Source organism: Stieleria neptunia (assembly GCF_007754155.1).
Classification (GTDB): Bacteria; Planctomycetota; Planctomycetia; order Pirellulales; family Pirellulaceae; genus Stieleria; species Stieleria neptunia.
On the sequence record NZ_CP037423.1, the window covers coordinates 8798059 to 8816720 of the forward strand.

The 18662-nt window shown below is 60.2% G+C and carries 19 protein-coding genes; 5 read left to right on the plus strand and 14 right to left on the minus strand.

Features of this window, described 5'->3' with window-relative positions; translation table 11 throughout:
* Positions 1-11 precede the first annotated feature (11 nt).
* Complete coding sequence (locus Enr13x_RS30675) at positions 12-713, minus strand: PTS sugar transporter subunit IIA (RefSeq protein WP_145219539.1); 702 nt, start codon at positions 711-713, stop codon at positions 12-14.
* Positions 714-1158: 445 nt separating this feature from the next.
* Here Enr13x_RS30675 and Enr13x_RS30680 point away from each other — a divergent pair, with 445 nt between their 5' ends.
* The 3 genes from Enr13x_RS30680 (at position 1159) to Enr13x_RS30690 (ending at position 3839) form a co-directional block, all read left to right on the plus strand.
* Positions 1159-2586: a hypothetical protein gene (locus Enr13x_RS30680; RefSeq protein WP_197455465.1), complete on the plus strand. Its 1428-nt coding sequence runs from the start codon at positions 1159-1161 to the stop codon at positions 2584-2586.
* 147 nt (positions 2587-2733) lie between these two features.
* A complete protein-coding gene (locus Enr13x_RS30685) occupies positions 2734-3192 on the plus strand; it encodes a hypothetical protein (RefSeq protein ID WP_145390749.1) in 459 nt (152 codons plus the stop codon).
* A gap of 62 nt (positions 3193-3254) precedes the next feature.
* Positions 3255-3839, plus strand: coding sequence for a pyroglutamyl-peptidase I (locus Enr13x_RS30690; protein WP_145390751.1), 585 nt, complete (start codon positions 3255-3257; stop codon positions 3837-3839).
* Between the two features lie 159 nt (positions 3840-3998).
* Here the strand turns inward: Enr13x_RS30690 and Enr13x_RS30695 are convergent, their stop codons facing one another.
* The 10 genes from Enr13x_RS30695 to Enr13x_RS30740 form a co-directional block, all read right to left on the minus strand.
* Complete coding sequence (locus Enr13x_RS30695) at positions 3999-4196, minus strand: hypothetical protein (RefSeq protein ID WP_145390752.1); 198 nt, start codon at positions 4194-4196, stop codon at positions 3999-4001.
* 285 nt (positions 4197-4481) lie between these two features.
* The gene (locus Enr13x_RS30700) at positions 4482-5471 is read right to left on the minus strand and encodes a sigma-54 interaction domain-containing protein (protein WP_231744461.1); all 990 of its coding nucleotides are present in this window, start codon (positions 5469-5471) and stop codon (positions 4482-4484) included.
* A 278-nt stretch (positions 5472-5749) separates the two neighbouring features.
* The gene (locus Enr13x_RS30705; protein WP_145390754.1) at positions 5750-7651 is read right to left on the minus strand and encodes a hypothetical protein; all 1902 of its coding nucleotides are present in this window, start codon (positions 7649-7651) and stop codon (positions 5750-5752) included.
* 194 nt (positions 7652-7845) lie between these two features.
* Entirely contained in the window at positions 7846-8409 is a 564-nt protein-coding gene (locus Enr13x_RS30710) for a hypothetical protein (protein WP_145390756.1), read from the minus strand.
* Between the two features lie 32 nt (positions 8410-8441).
* Entirely contained in the window at positions 8442-9725 is a 1284-nt protein-coding gene (locus tag Enr13x_RS30715) for a vWA domain-containing protein (protein WP_231743872.1), read from the minus strand.
* 62 nt (positions 9726-9787) lie between these two features.
* Positions 9788-10231, minus strand: a complete 444-nt coding sequence (locus tag Enr13x_RS30720; RefSeq protein ID WP_145390758.1) for a TadE family protein — start codon at positions 10229-10231, stop codon at positions 9788-9790.
* Between the two features lie 55 nt (positions 10232-10286).
* Positions 10287-10745, minus strand: coding sequence for a TadE family protein (locus Enr13x_RS30725; RefSeq protein ID WP_197455466.1), 459 nt, complete (start codon positions 10743-10745; stop codon positions 10287-10289).
* Positions 10746-10927: 182 nt separating this feature from the next.
* Entirely contained in the window at positions 10928-12016 is a 1089-nt protein-coding gene (locus Enr13x_RS30730) for a mannose-1-phosphate guanylyltransferase (RefSeq protein ID WP_145392775.1), read from the minus strand.
* Between the two features lie 84 nt (positions 12017-12100).
* Positions 12101-12946: a Dabb family protein gene (locus Enr13x_RS39180; RefSeq protein WP_231743873.1), complete on the minus strand. Its 846-nt coding sequence runs from the start codon at positions 12944-12946 to the stop codon at positions 12101-12103.
* A 262-nt stretch (positions 12947-13208) separates the two neighbouring features.
* Positions 13209-14156, minus strand: coding sequence for a TerC family protein (locus Enr13x_RS30740; protein ID WP_231743874.1), 948 nt, complete (start codon positions 14154-14156; stop codon positions 13209-13211).
* 257 nt (positions 14157-14413) lie between these two features.
* Between Enr13x_RS30740 and Enr13x_RS30745 the strand changes: the two genes are divergently transcribed.
* Complete coding sequence (locus Enr13x_RS30745) at positions 14414-15121, plus strand: NIPSNAP family protein (protein ID WP_145392778.1); 708 nt, start codon at positions 14414-14416, stop codon at positions 15119-15121.
* 209 nt (positions 15122-15330) lie between these two features.
* Here Enr13x_RS30745 and Enr13x_RS38395 read toward each other — a convergent pair whose 3' ends face one another.
* Complete coding sequence (locus tag Enr13x_RS38395) at positions 15331-15468, minus strand: hypothetical protein (RefSeq protein ID WP_197455467.1); 138 nt, start codon at positions 15466-15468, stop codon at positions 15331-15333.
* A gap of 192 nt (positions 15469-15660) precedes the next feature.
* A complete protein-coding gene (locus tag Enr13x_RS30750; protein WP_145390762.1) occupies positions 15661-16731 on the minus strand; it encodes an acyl-CoA desaturase in 1071 nt (356 codons plus the stop codon).
* A gap of 300 nt (positions 16732-17031) precedes the next feature.
* Here Enr13x_RS30750 and Enr13x_RS30755 point away from each other — a divergent pair, with 300 nt between their 5' ends.
* Positions 17032-17217: a hypothetical protein gene (locus Enr13x_RS30755; RefSeq protein WP_145390764.1), complete on the plus strand. Its 186-nt coding sequence runs from the start codon at positions 17032-17034 to the stop codon at positions 17215-17217.
* Positions 17218-17441: 224 nt separating this feature from the next.
* On the opposite strand, the gene Enr13x_RS30760 is transcribed toward Enr13x_RS30755, so the two are convergent.
* Positions 17442-18629 carry a 6-phosphofructokinase gene (locus tag Enr13x_RS30760; protein ID WP_145390766.1) on the minus strand — a complete coding sequence of 396 codons (1188 nt, stop codon included), beginning with the start codon at positions 18627-18629 and terminating at the stop codon, positions 17442-17444.
* Between the last annotated feature and the right edge of the window lie 33 nt (positions 18630-18662).

The following is an 18662-nucleotide window of genomic DNA, read 5'->3' on the forward strand; positions in this document are numbered from 1 at the left end:
TTTCGCTTCCATTATGCCGACAACAAAACGTCTGCCTCTTGCAGGCAATGCCATGCTTCGCTCGGGTTTTCACAAGCCCGCAACCGGTTCAGAAATGATTCCATTGCGATCAGTCGGCTGATCTTGGCCAGGGTACGAAGGTGTGCCGAATCGTCGTAAGAGCAGATCAGAAAAAAGACATCGGTCATGTGACCGGTGTCAGAGAAGGGGATCGGCGCCTGGCTGACGGCCAAGCCGACGACGGTGTCGGCCAAAATCGAGGTTTGGGGACGCCGGGGGTGCAACAGCGCCACGCCACAGTCCAACGCGGTGGGATGCATTTGTTCACGGCTCTTGACGGCCTCCGCCATCGCCGGTGCGTCCCACATCATCCCCGATGCGGCGACCAGGTCACACATCGAGCGAATCACCGATCCGCGGGTTCGGGCCCGCAACGGGATTTCGATGGTGTCGACGGTGCACAATTCATGCAACTCTCGGTCCTGCGTTTCATCGGTCATGCGGTCGACGACCCGTTGGACGCGTTCCAGTTCGACGCTGTCGTCGCTGGCGCCGATTTGGTCCTCCAACCAATGGTGGATCTCGGCCTCGTTGAATCGCCATTGCCCGCCCACCTTGCGTCCCGGCAGACGGCCGCGGAGCACCATTTTTTCAACTTTGGCAGGTGTAATGTGTAGGTATTGCGCTAACTGGGCTAAATCGAATTCTTCCATTGTCGGCCTAATCAATTCTTGGTGACGGACCTGTTGGCTGATTGCATTGGTCGACAACGTTCGTCAAAGGTCCCAGGCAATCTGATTTCGTGGGCAATCTTGTTTCGTGTGGTCCGTCCGCGGGCGCTGGATTCGCACGATGCGTCTGATTGATTCGCACGCGTGTCGCATTTTGGTCCCGCGTATGTTGACTGACCGGGATGAATTTAGGGAGGTCCAAAAACTCCGGATTCTCGGTGAAATCTTTTCAGATTCACTCAAGTTTCATCGCTTCCCAGCCGGTCTCGGTCTTGACCGTGATCCCCGCTGGAGGCTATTCCCGAGTTCAAGCAGAAAATTTTGACAGCCCCCAACGCTTTGCGGCATTCGTGTGACACTCAGCTCGCCCCGTCCCCGTCCGGCACGTCCCCGTCCGGCATCTCCGCGGCCATTCCGCCTGGCGGGCATGCTTGCGTGGATCGGTTGGATCGCGGCCGCGGGAGCGGCGGCACAGTCGCCTGGCAACTCCCTGGATGTTCCGCAAACGCGTCTGGCCCCGATCACCGCCGCCCCGAACACCGCCCGTGCCGGCCCCGTCGCCACTCCGCCCGCTGCTCCGGGGCAGGTCTATTCGGGACAGGGCTACGGGTCGCCTTACAACGCGTCACCCTACAACAATCCGGCAGGCGTTTCCCAGTTTGATCCCTATGCCGGATCCCCCGCGTCCGGGTTCGTTCAGCCATCCACTTCCTCACCGATCCTAGGCTCGCCATCGGGCCTGGGCGGCTTGTTCGGCGCGCCGACCACCGTCGCACCCCAGGGTGGATTCTTCGCGCCCGCTTCGCCGCAACCCACGTACGGAACGCCGGTCTATGGCGGTCTGGCCAATCAACCGCCACCGATGTTCGACGCGGGAAATCTGTTCGGCGGGGGCGCGTCGGCGGGAGCGTCCTTGAATCCGTCGGGCAACTATGCCGCACCGCCGTCGTACGGCTATCCATCGACCGCCTACCCCAGCGGCTCGCCTTCGACGTTGTTCCCCGGCGGACTGTTGGGCAGCACCCCCTCGTTTTCACCGCAGCTGAATCCGTATCGTTTGATCCAGCGGATGCGGTTTCGCCACACCTACCTTCATGACGGTGGCGGCAGCGACGACCTGGGGATCAACGACACCGATGTGGCGCTGGCGTTTGCGATCCCGAGCTTCCTGTACTCGACTCAACCGCTGTTCATCGCCCCCTCGTTTTCGCTGCACCTGTGGGACGGTCCGCAATCGATCACCGGCGCTGACATGCCGGGCAGCGCCTACAGCGCCTTTTTGGACTTTGCCTGGCAATCCGATCCCAATCGAATCTTGGGCGTCGACTTGGGCGTCAGCGTGGGGATGTTTAGCGAGTTCCAGTCCTTTGACATCGACGGCGTACGCATCCGCGGCAAAGGCCTCGGCACGTTCCGCATCACTCCGGCTTCGACGCTCAAAGTGGGCGTTTATTATTACGATCGTGTCGACATCAAACTGCTGCCGGCCGTCGGGCTGTTCTGGCGTCCCAATGCGTTCACGAAAGTCGATTTGTTTTTCCCCCAGCCGCGTTACTCACGATATCTGTCGACGGTGGGCACCAACGATGTCTGGTGGTACGTCTCCGGTGAATACGGTGGCGGGTCGTGGATCGTCGAGCGAGATGGCAAGGGCGAAGACCAGGTGGACATCAACGACATTCGCTTGACGACGGGTTTTGAATGGGGCGAAAGCCAACGGATGCGGGCCGGGCAGCGAACCTGGTTCTTCGAATTCGGTTACGTCGGCGACCGAGAACTCGTCTATCGTCGCAACCCTGCCGACAACCTCAGCATCGGCGACACCTGGATGTTCCGCCTGGGCATGGGATACTGATCCGTAGCAACGTGTGTTGCGAAACGGCAACGTCGCCCGGCGACGTGATGTGGCGAATGGTCAACACGACCGCCGACGACGTCTCGAATCACGGGGGAAACATGGGCTGAGATGCAGCGGCACGCCGCTTGCGTGTGTCTGATCGGCATGAATGCCTCTTCGTTCGATCGACTCATCGCATCGCACCGCGCCGCCGTTTCGCGTTTGCTTCTGCTCAGCCTGGTCGGGTTCTGTTTGCTCGCCCTGGGCGGCTGTTCGCCTCCCGCGTTGTTCGAAAATGAATCCGGCGCGTTCGTCCCCGCGATCGAATCGGACGCCGCGATCCCGCGGGGAATGCGGCGGACGAAAAACGGTTGGGAAGACGCGTCGCTGTGGTTCGTTTCGACGGAGTTTCAATCGCGATCGATCGAGTCGTGGCTCGACGTCCAACGACAACGAGAGCCGAGCTGGCTGAGGAAGGTTTTTGAACGGATTCGGATGACTCCGCCGCTGATGATCGCCGTCATCCAAATCACGGCGATCGCAGCAATCGTCCACATCAGCCAAGCTCACAAAGCGGAACTGGTCCGTAATTCGGCTAAAACTCCCTCTCAACCGCTGCCCTGATCTATGATGCACTGCTGTACCCTCGATCCCGTCTTCGCCACACGCACCCGGCGCACGTTACCGTGACTCGTATTCTTATCACCGCATTTGAGCCGTATGACCGTTGGAAACAAAACTCCAGCTGGTTGGCGCTGGTCGACCTGACGAGTTGGTACGAAGGCGCGTTGGAGATCAGCACCCGCCGCTATCCGGTCGACTTGCCGAAACTGCGCGAGATGCTCGAGGCCGACTTGGCCCGCAATTATGACTACGCGATTCATCTGGGACAGGCGCCGGGATCGCCCGTGATCAAACTGGAATCGGTCGGTCTGAATCTGCGCACCAACGGCGAACCCTTGCTCGTCGATGCGCCGGCGGCCTACCGTTCGACGCTCGACCTGGACGGCTGCCTGGAGCGGCTGACCGCCGCCGGAATCCCGTCCCAGATCTCCCATCATGCGGGCACCTACCTTTGCAACGCGGCGTTGTTTCTCAGCCAACACTATGGCGAGATGATGGGTCGACGAACACAAAGCCTGTTTCTCCATCTGCCGCTCACGCCGGGCCAAGTTGCCACCGACGGATCTGCACTGGCCAGCATGAGCACGCCAATGCAAAGCGCCGCGATCGCGGTGGTCAGCGAGCATCTCGCCCAAGCCGATCGCTAGGGCTCGGTGCAGATTTCAATTGAGGGTTGCAATTGCCGAACGGAAAAGGGGTCAGGTACCAAAAACCAAATGGCCCAACGGGTGCTTCGCATTTTTGGTACCTGACCCCTTTTTCCGCGGCTCGCGAAAGACGGCAGGTACCCGTGACCGCCGGTGCCGCTACAGCGAGTTGGAGAACGCCGACTGCGTGTGGTCTTGGCTGGGTCGGGCGGTCGGCAAATTCTTGTGGCTAAATGGCGTCAAAGCGCCAGCGGGAAAGTAGAAAGCCTTGACGTCGGGGTGACGGGAATCCGTCATTGCCCCGACACGCACGACCGTGCCATCAGATAACTCAAGCGTGTAGTCGCAGTCTTTCATTGCTCACCTTCCTGCGTGCGGTTGGACACCCAAACGATTGCCCCCCAATGCCTCAAGCTTTCCGATCAACAACAGCGGCTTGGACACTGAAGTAACGCGGCAGTGCGGAACAAGTCCGCATCGAACTGCCAGGATTTTTTGGAAATGCCTGTTTCTTGCTGCCCCCCCGCGACGCACTTACGCCGAACCGGGTGCAGGGGCATGGAAGACGACACGGGAGGTCCGTGCTAAAGAATCCTAGACCATGTTCAAGTCCAGACCACACCCAAAGCGTTCGCGCGGCGGTTAACCGTCAAGCCCATATTCTTTGATCTTCTTATGGAGCGTGTTGCGATTCATGCCCAGCCGAGTCGCCGCTTTGGTTTGCACACCGCCGCAGGCCTGAAGGACTTGTGCGATCAATTCCTTCTCCACCACATCGACGACGCCGCGATGGACATCCGTCGAGTCGCGTCCGGTTTGGTCCAATCCCAGTTGCACGACGGTCTTTGTCATCGTTTCGAAGTCGACCGGCCCGGCCGCCTCCAGATCCTCCGCCGGGATCGGCTGACCACTGGTCACGCAGTCGGGCAACAGTTCAACGAGCAACTCGTCGGTTTCCGCCATCACCACCGCACGCTCGACATAGTTTTGCAACTCGCGCACGTTGCCGGGCCAGTGATAATCCCGCAAGGCTTCCATCGTGCCGGGACCGATGTGGGCCACGTAGCGATCGTTCAGCTCGTTGTAGTAATCCAGGAAATGCGAAACCAGCGCAGGGATATCGTCACGGCGATCACGCAGCGGCGGGATCTCGATCGGCACCACGTTGAGCCGCCAGTAAAGGTCTTCGCGAAAGCGGCCCGCCCGCACCTCGCCCATCAGATCACGGTTGCTGGCCGCGATGATTCGCACATCGGTTCGCAGCGTGGCGGTGTCACCGACGCGTTCGAATTCTTTTTCCTGCAACACGCGAAGCAGTTTGACCTGCAGGGTCAGGGACGTGCTGTTGATTTCATCCAAGAAAATGGTGCCGCCCTGGGCGGCTTCGAAGCGGCCGGTCCGATTGCTGACCGCTCCGGTAAAGGCCCCGCGAACGTGCCCAAACAATTCGCTTTCGAGCAGGCTTTCGCTGAGCGCGCCACAATTGACGCGGACAAAGGGACGGCCGCTGCGATGGCTCAACTGGTGAACCGCACTGGCGATCAATTCCTTGCCGACCCCGGTCTCACCGAGCACCAAGACCGACGCGTTGCTGACCGCCACGCGTCGGGTGATGCGATAGACCTCCCGCATCGCCGAGCCATTTCCAATGATTCCCGGCAAGGGAGCGTTTTGAAGTGTTGTTGCGGAGTTGCCGAGCATTGCCATGAAGCGATCACGGCGGAACCGGACTCTCAATCGAGCCTCGATCACCGCGGACGTTTCGCCTGATCCAGGAAGTCGTAAAGATTCCGCCCGTTCCGCCAACGCATCGGGGTGCCCAAATGCCAACGAGCAAAAGTGCTACCTCAGCACTGCCGCGAAATTAGCGTTTTGCGGCGGATCCCGATACCGGGTGTGCCCTAACGAGGCTACGAATTACCTTGGAGGGCTGCTGCGCCGGTCATGCGAAAACGAGCCCGATCGCCGATCGAAAGCGGCGGCAATCGACGCTTCGACTCGACTTCGAACAGCACATCGCTCAGCGCCGCCGGACTGCCCGGAAGCGGCACCAGGTAGACCGCCGGCGTGTCGTCGCTGACCCAGCGATTGGAAGTGGTTTCCAACTCGGTCCTGCGGAGACTTTTTTCGCTGGTTTCCGCGTCGCTGTAAAACACAATCGGAACCCGCTTGCCCTTGGGCTGACGCCGGACGCGATCGACCAATTCGGCCGGTACCGCATCGGCAATCCTGATTTTGCTGACCACCATGCGCAAGTCGCCGCCACGCTCAATCGCCCGCTCGACGTCGATCGCAGACGTCACCCGCTCCACCGCGTACCCCATCTGGTTGAGGATCGATTCTTGACGAAGTGCGATGACCGGCCGTGTTTCCAACAAAATGACCAGCGGGCGGGAATCGAGTGATGCCATCTCCGCCAACGTCTTGCGAACGTAGCTGGCCCCCGGAAAGGCGAATCCCCTCTCCGACCCGGAAACGGCCTGCCACAGACTGCTCGCCGCCTCGTACCGAATCCGCGGCTGGGGATCGCGAACCGCGTCGACCAACTCGGAGAACCCGCCGTCGCGACCGACCAGCAATCCCGAATCCGCGCCGCCCGACACGACGGAATCCGACAACAGACGCACAATCCCAACCGACGCCGGGATATCGTTCCGGTCGCGCTGTTCCCCCAGGGCGACCAGCAACGACTGGGGATCCACTTGATCGCGATACAACTGCCGGACTTGTTTGACCTGGTCGGGCCCCCCCCAACCCACGTCCACCATCACGCGATAGGCCAAGTCGGCGGCCAACACGCTGCGGGCGACCGCAGGCGGCAAACTCCCCAACCGCCGCAATCGTTGCGCGGCGTCATAGGCATCGCGGTAGCGCCGAAAAATCTCTGTGCTGCGATTGGGCTGCACCCCCGTGCGATCCTGATTGAGCGACCACAGGATCGCCGGGGTCAAGTCGTTCGGTGTGCGCATCGCCACCGTCCGCAGCGTGTTCAAACGATCGGCCAACACCGCGATCGCATCCAGTTTTTCGAACCCCTGGGGAAACAGCGAGGAACGACGCGCCGTCTGGACTTCGTCTGCCGTCGCATCGCTCGCCAGCGCCGCGGAGATCAACGTGTCGGTTGCCGAGGCGGGATCGAGAACCCGCAGCGCGTCCAAGGCGGACGCACGCACGCCCGGGTCTCCGTAGAGCGCGAGCTGATTGAGTGCTTGAGCACCACCGTCGCCGAGCGCTTCGAGCACGCCGAGCAACTTGGCGCGATGACCGGCTGGCCCCCCCCCGGCGATCGCGGAGACGATGGCTTCGACGGAGGCGTTTCCCCCGGACATCAAGTCCCGGTTCGCCGCCAGGTTGGCATCGATCTCGTCGCCGGCCAGTTGATCGATCGCGGCCCGCAGACGCTCCGGCGACTGCTGATTCGCGTTCGCCGCAGCCGTCATTTTTTTGATCGCCGAACGGCTGGCGTCGCTGAGATCGCTTCGAAGCGAGATCCGCAACAGCAACTCGGTGCCGATCGCGTCGGCGGCTTGAACAAGCTGGGCCGAATCGCCGACGCCATCGATCTGCGCCAGCCAACGATCGACTGGAGGCCAGGCCCCGATTCGAGCCAGCGATCGGATCGCTTCGGCCCGGTAGAGTCCGCCCCGGGCGGCGGTCGATTCGAGTTGACGGACCAGTTCGTCGGATTTGGCCGTGGCCTCGGCCGGATCAGGGACCTCCGACGGCCCTTCGTCGAATTGACCGGGAGCGCCGGCGGCCAGGAACGCCACCGACGCAAGAGAGACGGCGATTGTCAGAACGTGAAACCGCATGATGGGCAAACGGGGGGGAAGAGTGGTGGAATCGTGCCAGGGGACCCAGCGGTATCTTAATCACCGCAAGCCCGATATGCGCCCAATCCCTTTGCGTTTGGGCACAGGTGGGCGCAATTCGTCAACAACCTTGTCCCTCGACGTTTCGACGTCACTGTTTCGCCCGGAACGCGAACGACCCGAGCAAACGCGCGTCACTTCGCGCTCGGGGCGTCGCTGATGATCTTTTCCAGATCCTTCCAAGTCTGCCATTCAATCGTGCCTTCTCGGGGCACCTTTTCGCCCGACGCCTTGACCATCTGCCGGAGTTGCGCTTTGCGTTTCTCGACGCGTTGCTGCCACTCTTGGTGCAATTCATCTTTTGTCTGGCCCGGCGTCTGGGGGCGATTTTTGTCCTGGACGCGGGCGAGAAACCGCCGATCGATGTCGCGGGTGTAGTTGACGTATTCTTCGTCGCTCAACCGTGCCTCGTACTCCAGACCGGTGAGGGTGGCGTCGGCCGACGCACGTCCGTTTCCCCGGCCCGCCAGACTTCCCGAGCGAAACGGCAGGGTGAAGGCCCACGCGACCAGTCCGGTCGAAAACAAAAACGAGGCCAGGATCGTGAACCGTGCCACGTTGCTTCGGGGCAAGGTGTGGTTGCGATCACTCTCGCGTCGGCCACCGGCCTGAACGCCGCCGCGGTGACCGGTTCGGTCACTTTCGCGACGATTCATCTCGGGCCGTTCGCCCGGCGCTTGGTTGCTCTTCTCTGGCATGGTTGCTTCCCCCCGACAGGTATGGACGTGGACTACTTGGTCAAGATGGTGGGCAAGTTGTTGGCGATCTCCTCAAAGATCCGCACCAGGTCCTCGCCGGTCGCGGCGTGATAGTGCTTTCCGCCGCCGATCGCCGCGACTTCCTGCATGTCTTGCTGGTTGGCACCCTCGCCAAAGGTCACGGTGTGGATCGTCAGCAGATAGTTGTTGACCAGAGTCTGGGCCACGTTTTCAGCCCACGGCGTTTGGTTCTGATTGCCGTCGGTCATCACGACCATCGTCTTCGCCGCGAACGGTCTTGCCCGGCTATGAATCAAGCCTTCGATCCCTTCTTGCATGCCTTTGCCGATCGCGGTGTTGCCGCCGGTATTGAGCTGCGCGACGGTGTCGCGAACGATTTGAAGATCCTTTTCCAGCAAGGTGTCCAGGGTCGCGCTGCTGGAATAGCTGGCCAGTGAGACCTGTTCTTCTTGGCTGGTTCCTTCAAGCACGTCCAGAAACGCGTTGACGGCGACTTCAAGATCCTGCCACGCGTTGGTGGGCGCCGTGCCCTTGTTGAAGTAGTTCTCGTACATGAACTGCTGGTAGGTGATCGAATCATTGCCGTTGGCGTAGGAGTAACGCCAACGCCCGCCGGACCACCAACGATTGAGTTCGCCTTGCTCGGCTGCCCAATCCTTGGCGTCGGTCGAGAAGGGATTTTCATTCCACTCCCAATCGAAATCGATGTCGTCCATCGACCCCGATCGATCCAAGATCAACGAGATGTCACGGTCAACCTGCATCGCCACCGAGTCGTATTGCGTTTCAAAATCGTTGGTGCTGAGCAGACCGGGGATGATCAGGGGGACGTTGCCCGACAACGATCCTTCCAGGCGTTTTCCATGGACGCGGACGGCACTGGCAACCGTTCCGCTACGAACGTCGGAGGTCGGAATCTTGATGAAGTGGTAACGGCTTCCGTCGCCGCCATGTTGCACCGTCGTTCCGAATTCGATTTCGCCGTCGCCATCGCCCGATCGCAGTCGCAGTGGTTCGCCGTCGACCGTGTTCAGGGCGGCGGTGGCAACCGCGGCGTCGACCGCGGCGTCAACGGTTTGCACCTCGCTGAACGCACGACCGGCGGAGCGTGCTGCCGCGTCCGTCGCGATCGACAGTTCCGTGCGGGTCAGTTGCATGTGCGCGGCATTGATTGCAAACGCGGCGAGGATCGCAAGCACGGGCAACACGACCGCGGTGATCGCCATCACCGTACCACGACGGTGTTTGAATCGAGCGTGGTTCGCGCGTCCGTTTCGAGGAGGTTTGACGTTCATGGTGTAACTCGCGGAAATGGGACGAAAAGGAATTTCAGAGGAGTGGAAAAACAAGACAAGGGTTACTGTTCGTAGAATCCGTCGTAACGTTCGGTCCGAATCCGGGCGGTCGATTCGATCGTCGCGTTGGGCAAAAACATCGGTGCAAAAAGAGCGATTTCGTCGAAGTCGACGGTGACGGTGACCACCACGTTGGGTGCATCCTCATCGAGTTCCTCGACGTTGACCTCGTACCCTGTGTTGGTCATCATCGACATCACTTCGTCCGCCGCCGCCGTCGCCTCTTCGGCTGTCGCCCCGGGCACCATCGCGCGGCGTGCGGCGAAGTAGGCGGCGTCTTGTGCAAGGTTCCGGATCATGTTCATCCGAGCGAATTCCATGCACGTGAAGATCAGCACAAAGAAGATATTGGCGCAAATCGCAAATTCCACGGCGGCCGCACCGCGTCGACGATTGCCGGTGCGTCGACGTTTCGATCGAGGCTTACATCTGGAACGTGGTTTCATGGCTGTGGTCCGCAGCGGAAAGAATGGGCAATCAAGCGTTGAGGAACTGGAACGGTCAGTTGTTGGGCAGATTCTTGTACTCTTTTCGCAACGTCACATCGGCGGAAAGATTCATCCCCGAGAACAGCGCCGAGGGGATCAGCAGGTTCCCATCACAGGGGACGGTGACCGTGGTGGTGACATTTTCCAGCGTGTCCGCGCCGGCAAAATCCGGCGAACTGAACGTGCAGGGATTGCCGCTGTACTGAATGTTCCGCTCGTCCAAAAACTGCTGCACCCTGGCGATCACATCGGCGTTGGTGCGGCCCCGCGCGACGCCGCGGCGAGCCCCCTCGTAAGCCGCCAACGTGATGGACTCCTTCAGGAACAACATCGAACAGAGATCGATGGTTCCGATCGTCAGCGCGATCAGCGCTGGCAAGCAGATGGCGAATTCGACCGTGGCGGCCCCCCGACGCCGAAATCGGCGGCATGGACGACGCGAATTCGTGCTGCGACGCTTGGAAAGAAACATGACAAACGGCTTTGAAGGAGATGAACTGGTGATTTCCCGTTGTCGGAAACCTAGCTCGTAAAGCCGTCGCATGTCGGTCAGATTGCGCGCCGGTCCACGCAAAAAAGTTGGAGTTTTCCCGACACGTCCCGGGGCTGCCCACCGCATGGCGGAAACCTGTTGAGAAAACTCAACAACCGTGCCTATAAACAATCGGTGCGGCCGGACTCCTTCAATCGCTTGACGGCCTCACGAACTCGCTCTTCGGCCGATTTGGGCGCGACCAACGTGGCATCTTTGGTCTGCACGACGATCAAGTCTTCGACCCCGATCGTGACGATCGTGTGGCCGGATTCGCCGAAGAGGATTGAACCGGTCGTGTCGATCCCCAGATGGTCGCCGACGACCGTGTTGCCGTCGGCATCGGCTTCGTGCAAGCGTCCCAACGATTGCCAACTGCCGACGTCGTCCCATTGAAACGGAGCCTCGATGACGGCGACGTTGGAATACGATTCCATCACCGCGTAATCGATCGACGTCCCTTCGATCGCGCAGAACTCTTTCTCCAGCACGGCGTCGTAATCGGGCGAACCGATCGCGTCGGCGATGTTCTGGATGTGCGAATACATCGTCGGCTGGTTGGCTTTGATCGCGTCGAGAATCACCGACGCCCGCCACAAAAAGATCCCGCTGTTCCAATAGAAGTCGCCCGACTGCAGATACTGCGTCGCGGTTTCTCGGTTCGGCTTTTCACGAAACTGGTCGACCTGATACGCCTTGATCCCGGACGCAGACTCGCCCGATTCGATCGCCGGTCCCCGCTGGATGTAGCCGAATGATTCGGCCGGATAGGTCGGCTTGATTCCGAAGGTGACGATCCGCTCGGGATCCTCGATCACCAACTGTTCGGCCGCCGAGATCGCACTGCAGAATTGCTCGTCCGTCCCGATCACGTGGTCCGACGGCATCACCGCCATGATCGCGTCGGGATCCTGGTGAGCAATCAACGCGGCGGCCAATCCGATACACGGAGCGGTGTCGCGTTTGGCCGGTTCGCCGATCAAGTTTTCCGCCGGATGCGACGGCAATTGTTCCGCGATCGGATCGACCAAGACCTTGTTGGTCACGATCAACTGACGCTCCGGAGGCACCAGCCCGGCCAGCCGATCACTGGTCGACTGGATCATCGTCCGTTGCCCGGAAAGGGCCAGCAACTGTTTCGGCCGCAACGTCCGACTCGCAGGCCAGAACCGCGTCCCACTTCCGCCTGCCATGATCACCGCGTACAGCATGTCCGATACTTCTTGAATCGTGTAATGAAGTGTCCTCGGCAAACCTAGCGGATCATTCCGCACAGGGTAAGCCGTCCAGGACGGTCAGGGTTTGGTCGCCCAAAAATCCAGCACCCGTACTTTGTCCAACACCGGCTTGAGCACCTCCACAAACGCCAGGTGATCGGGATGCGGCAGATACGCTTCACGTCCCTCTTCACTGTCGAATGTGACCAGGAAACAGTGGGTGAATCCGTCGTCGTGCGTTTCGGGGCTGTTGTTGGTCGACCATTCGAACGCGCGAATCGTGTCGATTTTTGTCGGCAGCGCGGCAAATGCTTGTTCAACTTTCTTCACTTCTTCACGCGAGGCCGAATCCTGGAACTTGAAGAACACCGCATGCTGCAGCGCTTTGTCCGGCTGGTCCTGTTTCGGATCGCCCCAGTAGTCCAGCACAAACACGTCCTTCATGTGCGGCCGCAACACATCGCCGAACGCCTTGTGCGCCGGATGGGGCAGGTAGGCTTGACGCCCCGCGTCGTCGGCGAACGTCAGCAAAAAGCAATGCGTCAACCCGTCATCCAATCCTTCGGGGCTGTTGTTGACCCCGTACTGAAAATCGATGATCGAATCGATCTTGGACGGCAGCTCCGCGAACGCATCGACCACGCCCTGAATGTCCTCTTCGCTCGAAGACTCTTTGAAAGAAAAGAAAACTGCGTGTCGTAACATGCCGCTGTTGACGTTGTCGGGGTTTTCGGGGTGGACGGTTTTGTCGGCCGAATGGTCGGCCGCTTCGCCGGTCTCCGGCTCCGCAGTGGCGGTATCGGAGGCAGTGGTGGCAGCGGCGATCGGCTCGGCCGTCGCCGCCGCGTCGGAATCGTCGGGGGCGCCGCAGCCACAGGCGGCGATCAGCAAACAACAGCCGATGGCGAGTTCAGAACGAAACATCTTGGCAACCTTGTCTGGAAAGGGAGAACGGGGAGGGACCATCACGCCTGCGACGCACCAATGGTAACGGAAGTCACCATCGGGCGGTTGATCGGATGGGGGCGTCTGTCGTTCTGCAGAACATCACCCCGCAAACACGGTTTCGCGGTGCGAAAGGCGACCCTCTCACCGCCAGCTGCGTCCACCCGACGGGCCCTGGGCGGCGACGCCGTGAAACCTTCCCCCCCCTGTATTTGACCAAGGATTAGCGACCGGCCGCGATTCAGGCAGACGGTTGCTCGGCCAATCGCAGTTTCGCCTGCCGCGCCAACAGTTTTTTCTGATAGCGACCCTGGACGACATCGACAATGATCAGCACGGCCAGCACAAAGTAGAACGTCGATTTCTGCATCGCTTCGACGTGATACCCGAACAGCTGGATCTTGGCCAAGTGACCGCCTTCGCTGACCAGCATCACACCGACGATGAACAGGATGAACAGCCCCAGCACCTCGTACATCCGATTCTTCTTCAAAAATTCGGCCACGTGATCGGCCAGCCAGATCATCAGCACGCCGCTCAAGATGACGGCGGTCGCCATGATTTCTAGAGATTTGGTCAGCGCCATTGCGCTCAAAATGGAGTCGAAGGAAAACACCAGATTCATCGTCACGATCAACGAGATCGCCTTGGTGACCGAGTTCCCCTTTTCCCCCTTGTCGCCTTCTTCCCCCAGGTCCGAGACCGCCAGCAAGTGATAGATCTCTTTGATCGCCGTCCAGAGGATGAACGCGCCGCCGCCGATCACGATCAAACTGTGCCCGGAAAGATGCACTTCCAGCGGATGCGAAATCAGATTCAGGAAGGGCTCTTGCAGCAATGCGATGACTTTGACAACGACATACAACAAGATGATCCGGAACACGATCGCCAGCCCGATCCCCCACTTGCGCACCATCGACTGCTTCGATTCTTCCACCCGCTTGCTCTCGATGGAGATATACAGCAGGTTGTCAAAGCCGAGCACCGCTTGCAGCACGATCAGCATTCCCAACGTCAAAATACCGCCGACGGAAAACAAGCTCTCTTCGGACGGTTCCGCCAAATCTCCCGCGACCACTTCCGGCGGTGCGGTCTCGGCCAACAACATCAGGGGCTCGGTAAACATCCCCAACGAAAATGGGGTGCTGAAAATCGAACTGACGGTTGAGCAAAAATCGAATTCGAGCATCGGGTCAGCCAGTCGCTGGGGTGGTTCAGAATTCCCGGCGGGCACAATCCCCGCCGGAGTGGTGGCGGGATTATGATGCCATCATCGATTCCACCTCAACCCCGCAGAAAACTCGCGTCGCGTCAGCGCACGCCAACCGCGAGAGTCAAACGATGAAAAAAACCCCACGCCGAAACGTCCTGATCACCGCCGCATCCCTGCTGACGCTCACCCTGTTCGGCCCGGGCGCCACGCGAGCCGCCGAAACGGGAACGCCAATGACGAAGCAGCTTTATGAAGTCCGCACCTACCTGCTGGGCGACAACGGCGACGCCGCCGCGGTCGACCGGTACTTGCAACACGCCTTGCTGCCGGCACTGGGGCGATTGAACATCGGACCGGTGGGCGTGTTTTCGCCGGCGTCCAACGACACCAATGACCGTGACAGCATCATCGTCGTGATTCCCGCCAAGAGCGCCGAAGAACTCGCCGGACTTTCGACGCGGCTGCAAAACGACGAACAATACCTCGCCGACGCCAAACCCTACCTGGAACGCGGCCCCCAAGACGCTCCGTTTGCCAGAATCTCCAGCGAACTGCTGGTGGCGATGGACTGCATGCCGACGCTGAATGTCCCCGCCGGCACCTTGGACAACAACGATCGCGTCTACGAGCTGCGGCTGTACGAAAGTGCCAATGAGCGACTGGGCGATTTGAAAGTCGACATGTTCAACAACGGGGAAGTCCCGATCTTTCTCGATTGCGGCATCGCCCCGATCTTCATCGGCCAAGCCGTCATCGGCCCGCAAACGCCAAACCTGACCTACCTGACGGTCTACCCCAACGACGCGGCGCGACTGAAAGCCTGGGACGCGTTTCGCGCCCACGCCGATTGGCAGGTCCTGAAAAACGTCGCCAAGTACAAGGGCACGGTCAGCAAGATCGACAAGCACATCCTGACGGCCAAGCCGTATTCGCAGATGTAGCGGACGAGCAACCGGCCCGGGCCGCCGCCACCGTGCAGGGCCCCCCTGTGAAGCATTTTTTAGCGGTAGGGCGCGAGCCCTCCGGTGTTTTGGCAGAGATGAAGAACCGGAGGGCTCGCGCCCTGCCGCTAAAACCTCAAGAAACACTTGGGAAAAATGCTTCACAGCGTTAGGTGCAGGGCTGACCGGCTCCGCTGACGAGCCGGCCGCTACGCCACGTCACCGCCGTCCCCTCGCAGCTTGGCCGAAGGAATGTTGGTCAATTGAAACGTGTTGCGGAGAATCGTTTTGTCGCAACACGTGACCCGCGCAGCGAATTCAAACACGTTGCCAACGATCTCCGTCAAGTTGACCACGATCCGCAAGGAGTCGCCGGGCCGGGCGAAACCGCGGAAGCGTGCATGCTTGTTGATGCTGAAAGTACTTCATGGGGCCCAGAGCTTTGAATCGGATACGAAACGACCCGATGCACGCTTGGGATCAAGCATGCATCGGGCCATTGTTTTCAGCGCTTGTTTTCAGCGGTTGCCGCGGTGCGATCAGGCCGCCGCGTTTTTCTCTTTGGCTTTCTTTTCTTTCGCATTGCGATAGTCGACCACGTCCCAAACCAGACCGAGCGTTCGGAACAGACGAATGGCTTGCCAGGTGATATCAAATTCCCACCACTTGTGACCGTGCTTGGCCATCCGCGGGTGAGCATGGTGATTGTTGTGCCAGCCCTCGCCGTAGGCGATGATCGCGACCAGCCAGTTGTTTCGGCTGTCGTCGGTCGTTTCGTAGTTCTTGTAGCCCCACATGTGCGACGCACTGTTGACCATCCAGGTCGCGTGCAACACGCCAACCAGGCGGACGAACAGACCCCAGACCAACAACGAGGCGCCGAAGGAGGCACCGCCGAAGTAGTAGCCGACGCCGAACAAGATCGCCCCGCTTGCGATGTGAATCGGCAGGAACAGATAGTCCATGATTCGCATGCCACGAAGCTTGTAAAGATCCGGCGCCCATTTCTGCAGATACGCTTTGCGATCGCCGTTGTGAGTGTGGTAGGCGAGCCAGAACATATGACTCCACCAACTGCCGTCGTGCGGCGAATGGGGATCCCCATCCTGGTCGCTGTGTTTGTGGTGCTTGCGGTGATCGGCCACCCAATCAAGCGGCGTGCCTTCGCCGGCGAGCGATCCGACCCCGGCCAACACGTATTTGAACCAGGTTTTCGTTTTCATGCCCGAGTGGGTCAACAATCGGTGATAGCCCAAGCAGATCCCGATGCTGCCGGTCAGCCAGTGCAATCCCAACATGACCGCCAGTCCGGTCCAGGTGAACGTGTACCAGGCAAAGCCGAGCACGACCGCATGGGCCAGCCCCAACCAGCCGATCGCCCACCAGGAGATGTTGGCGAAACGCTTGCGATCGTTCGCCGTCTCCACCTGACCCTCAGGCTTGGACTGCTTGACCTCCAGCGTGTTGGGATCATTCCAAGGTTCAGCCGGATTGGCTTCGAGTGATCCTTGCTTCCCGGCGACTTGTTCCAGCTCGGGAAACTCTAGCTTGGTTGTATTCTCGGATGACTTCCGGTGCGATTTCTGCGGTGTCTCTACTACGTTCGCCATAACGACGATTCCTCGATCAGGACGTTGCTTGGTGCTGAGCGGCATTCGGTTGCCACTCGGGTTCTGCGGAAGTCTAAGGATTTCCAGGTCCCTGTCTGTCTCGATCGGGGCATTTGAATGTAACGGAGATGTAAAAGATCCGCCCGACCCCCTCCGGTGAGTGCAGCGACACCGGTGATCCGCATGTGACAAACCGTCAACCCAGCCGATTCGGGCGTTTGAATGTCGCGAATCCGCCAGTCGTGATGACAGCATTTTCGCGATGCGACGGGCCGGCGAACGATCCAGGGAGGCAACGCTGTGAAGCATTTTTTAGCGGCAGCCGGAAAACTCGACGCAGAGCGATCGACCGGAAGCAAAACGCGGCCGCGGTTGACGATTCAATCGCACCGGTCGTTTCAAGCGGAAGCTCGCCGCAAAAATCGTCCGATGAATCGGGTTACCGGTGAGAGTCTGCTGTTCAGCGGACTCGGCGCGGACGAATAGGAGGGAAGGTACGGTGGGTTCACTGTGGGAGTGAAATCGTCGTCACCGACCACTTGCAATTCGGTTTTCAAACAACGGTCGAGTTTCGCTTTCGAGTGAGACCCGACCGTTTTTCTGTTCTCAGGTTCAGCAAGCAAGTGGCGTAAGCTTCCAGCTTGCGTTTGACGAATGAAACGAGACGGCAAGCCGGCAGGCTTCCCCCACGAGTAAACGCTGACCGAGCACTAGTGCGGCGGCGGTGTGATGAACGGGTTTTGGTAGCCCGGCGTGTCGCCGAAGCAGATGCCCATCGCCCGGGCGCTCTGAACGGCCGAGCCGGACGGATCGACGGTGCGAATCTGGTCGACCGCCTCGGCAATGGAGACATCGCGAATGTCCGGCGGATCGCTGCACACCATCTGCCCGAATTTGCCTTCGGTGATCAGTCGGACCGCATGGGCGCCGTATTCGCTGGCCAAGACGCGGTCAAAGGTTGTCGGGCCGCCGCCACGCTGCAGATGTCCCAACACGACGAATCGGACATCCTGTTCGATCATCCCCTCCAGACGCTCGGCGATGACCTGGCCGATACCGCCGAGACGGACCTGTTTGTTTTGCACCCCGGCCTGTTCTTCGACGACCAGCCCGCCGGAAGGCAAATGGGCCCCCTCGGCGACGACGATCAGCGTGAAGTACTTGTCCAGCGCCCGGCGTTCGGCGATTTTCGCAATGATGTTGTCATAGGTCCACTCGATCTCGGGAATCAAGATCACGTCTGCACCGCCGGCGATCCCCCCGTGCAGGGCGATCCATCCGGTGTGCCGCCCCATCACCTCCAACACCATCACCCGCTCGTGGCTCGCCGCGGTCGTGTGCAACCGGTCCAGCGCGTCGGTGCAGCACAGCACGGCGCTATTAAACCCGAACGTGAAGGCGGTCGCTTTGAGGTCGTTGTCGATGGTTTTGGGGACCCCGACCACCGGGATTCCCGCTTCGTGAAATTGCAGTGCCGTCGACAGCGACCCGTCTCCGCCGACCACAATCAGCCCCTCGAGTTTCAGGCGTTCGACCGTCTCGGCAACGCGACCGATCAATTGCGGATCCAGCTCCGCGCGGCCGCTTTCCCCCACCCGCGCCGCAAACCGGCCCTTGTTGGTCGACCCCAGGATCGTGCCCCCCTGCACCAGAATGCCTGCGGTGTTCCGCGGGCTGAGCACCTGGTAGCGAATCGGATCGACGAGCCCCTCGAATCCGTCCCGAAACCCGACCACGTCATAACCGAGCCAAAATGCGGTTTTGGTTGTCGCCCGGATCACCGCGTTCAGCCCCGGGCAATCGCCACCGGAGGTCAGGATTCCGATCCGCGGTCGCTTCCCCAGTCGCTCGCGACCGTAGAGGTGGACTTCGCCATTTTCAGTGATTTCAACGGACATCCCGCGATTGCTCCTGCCTGTCGATCGATTTGA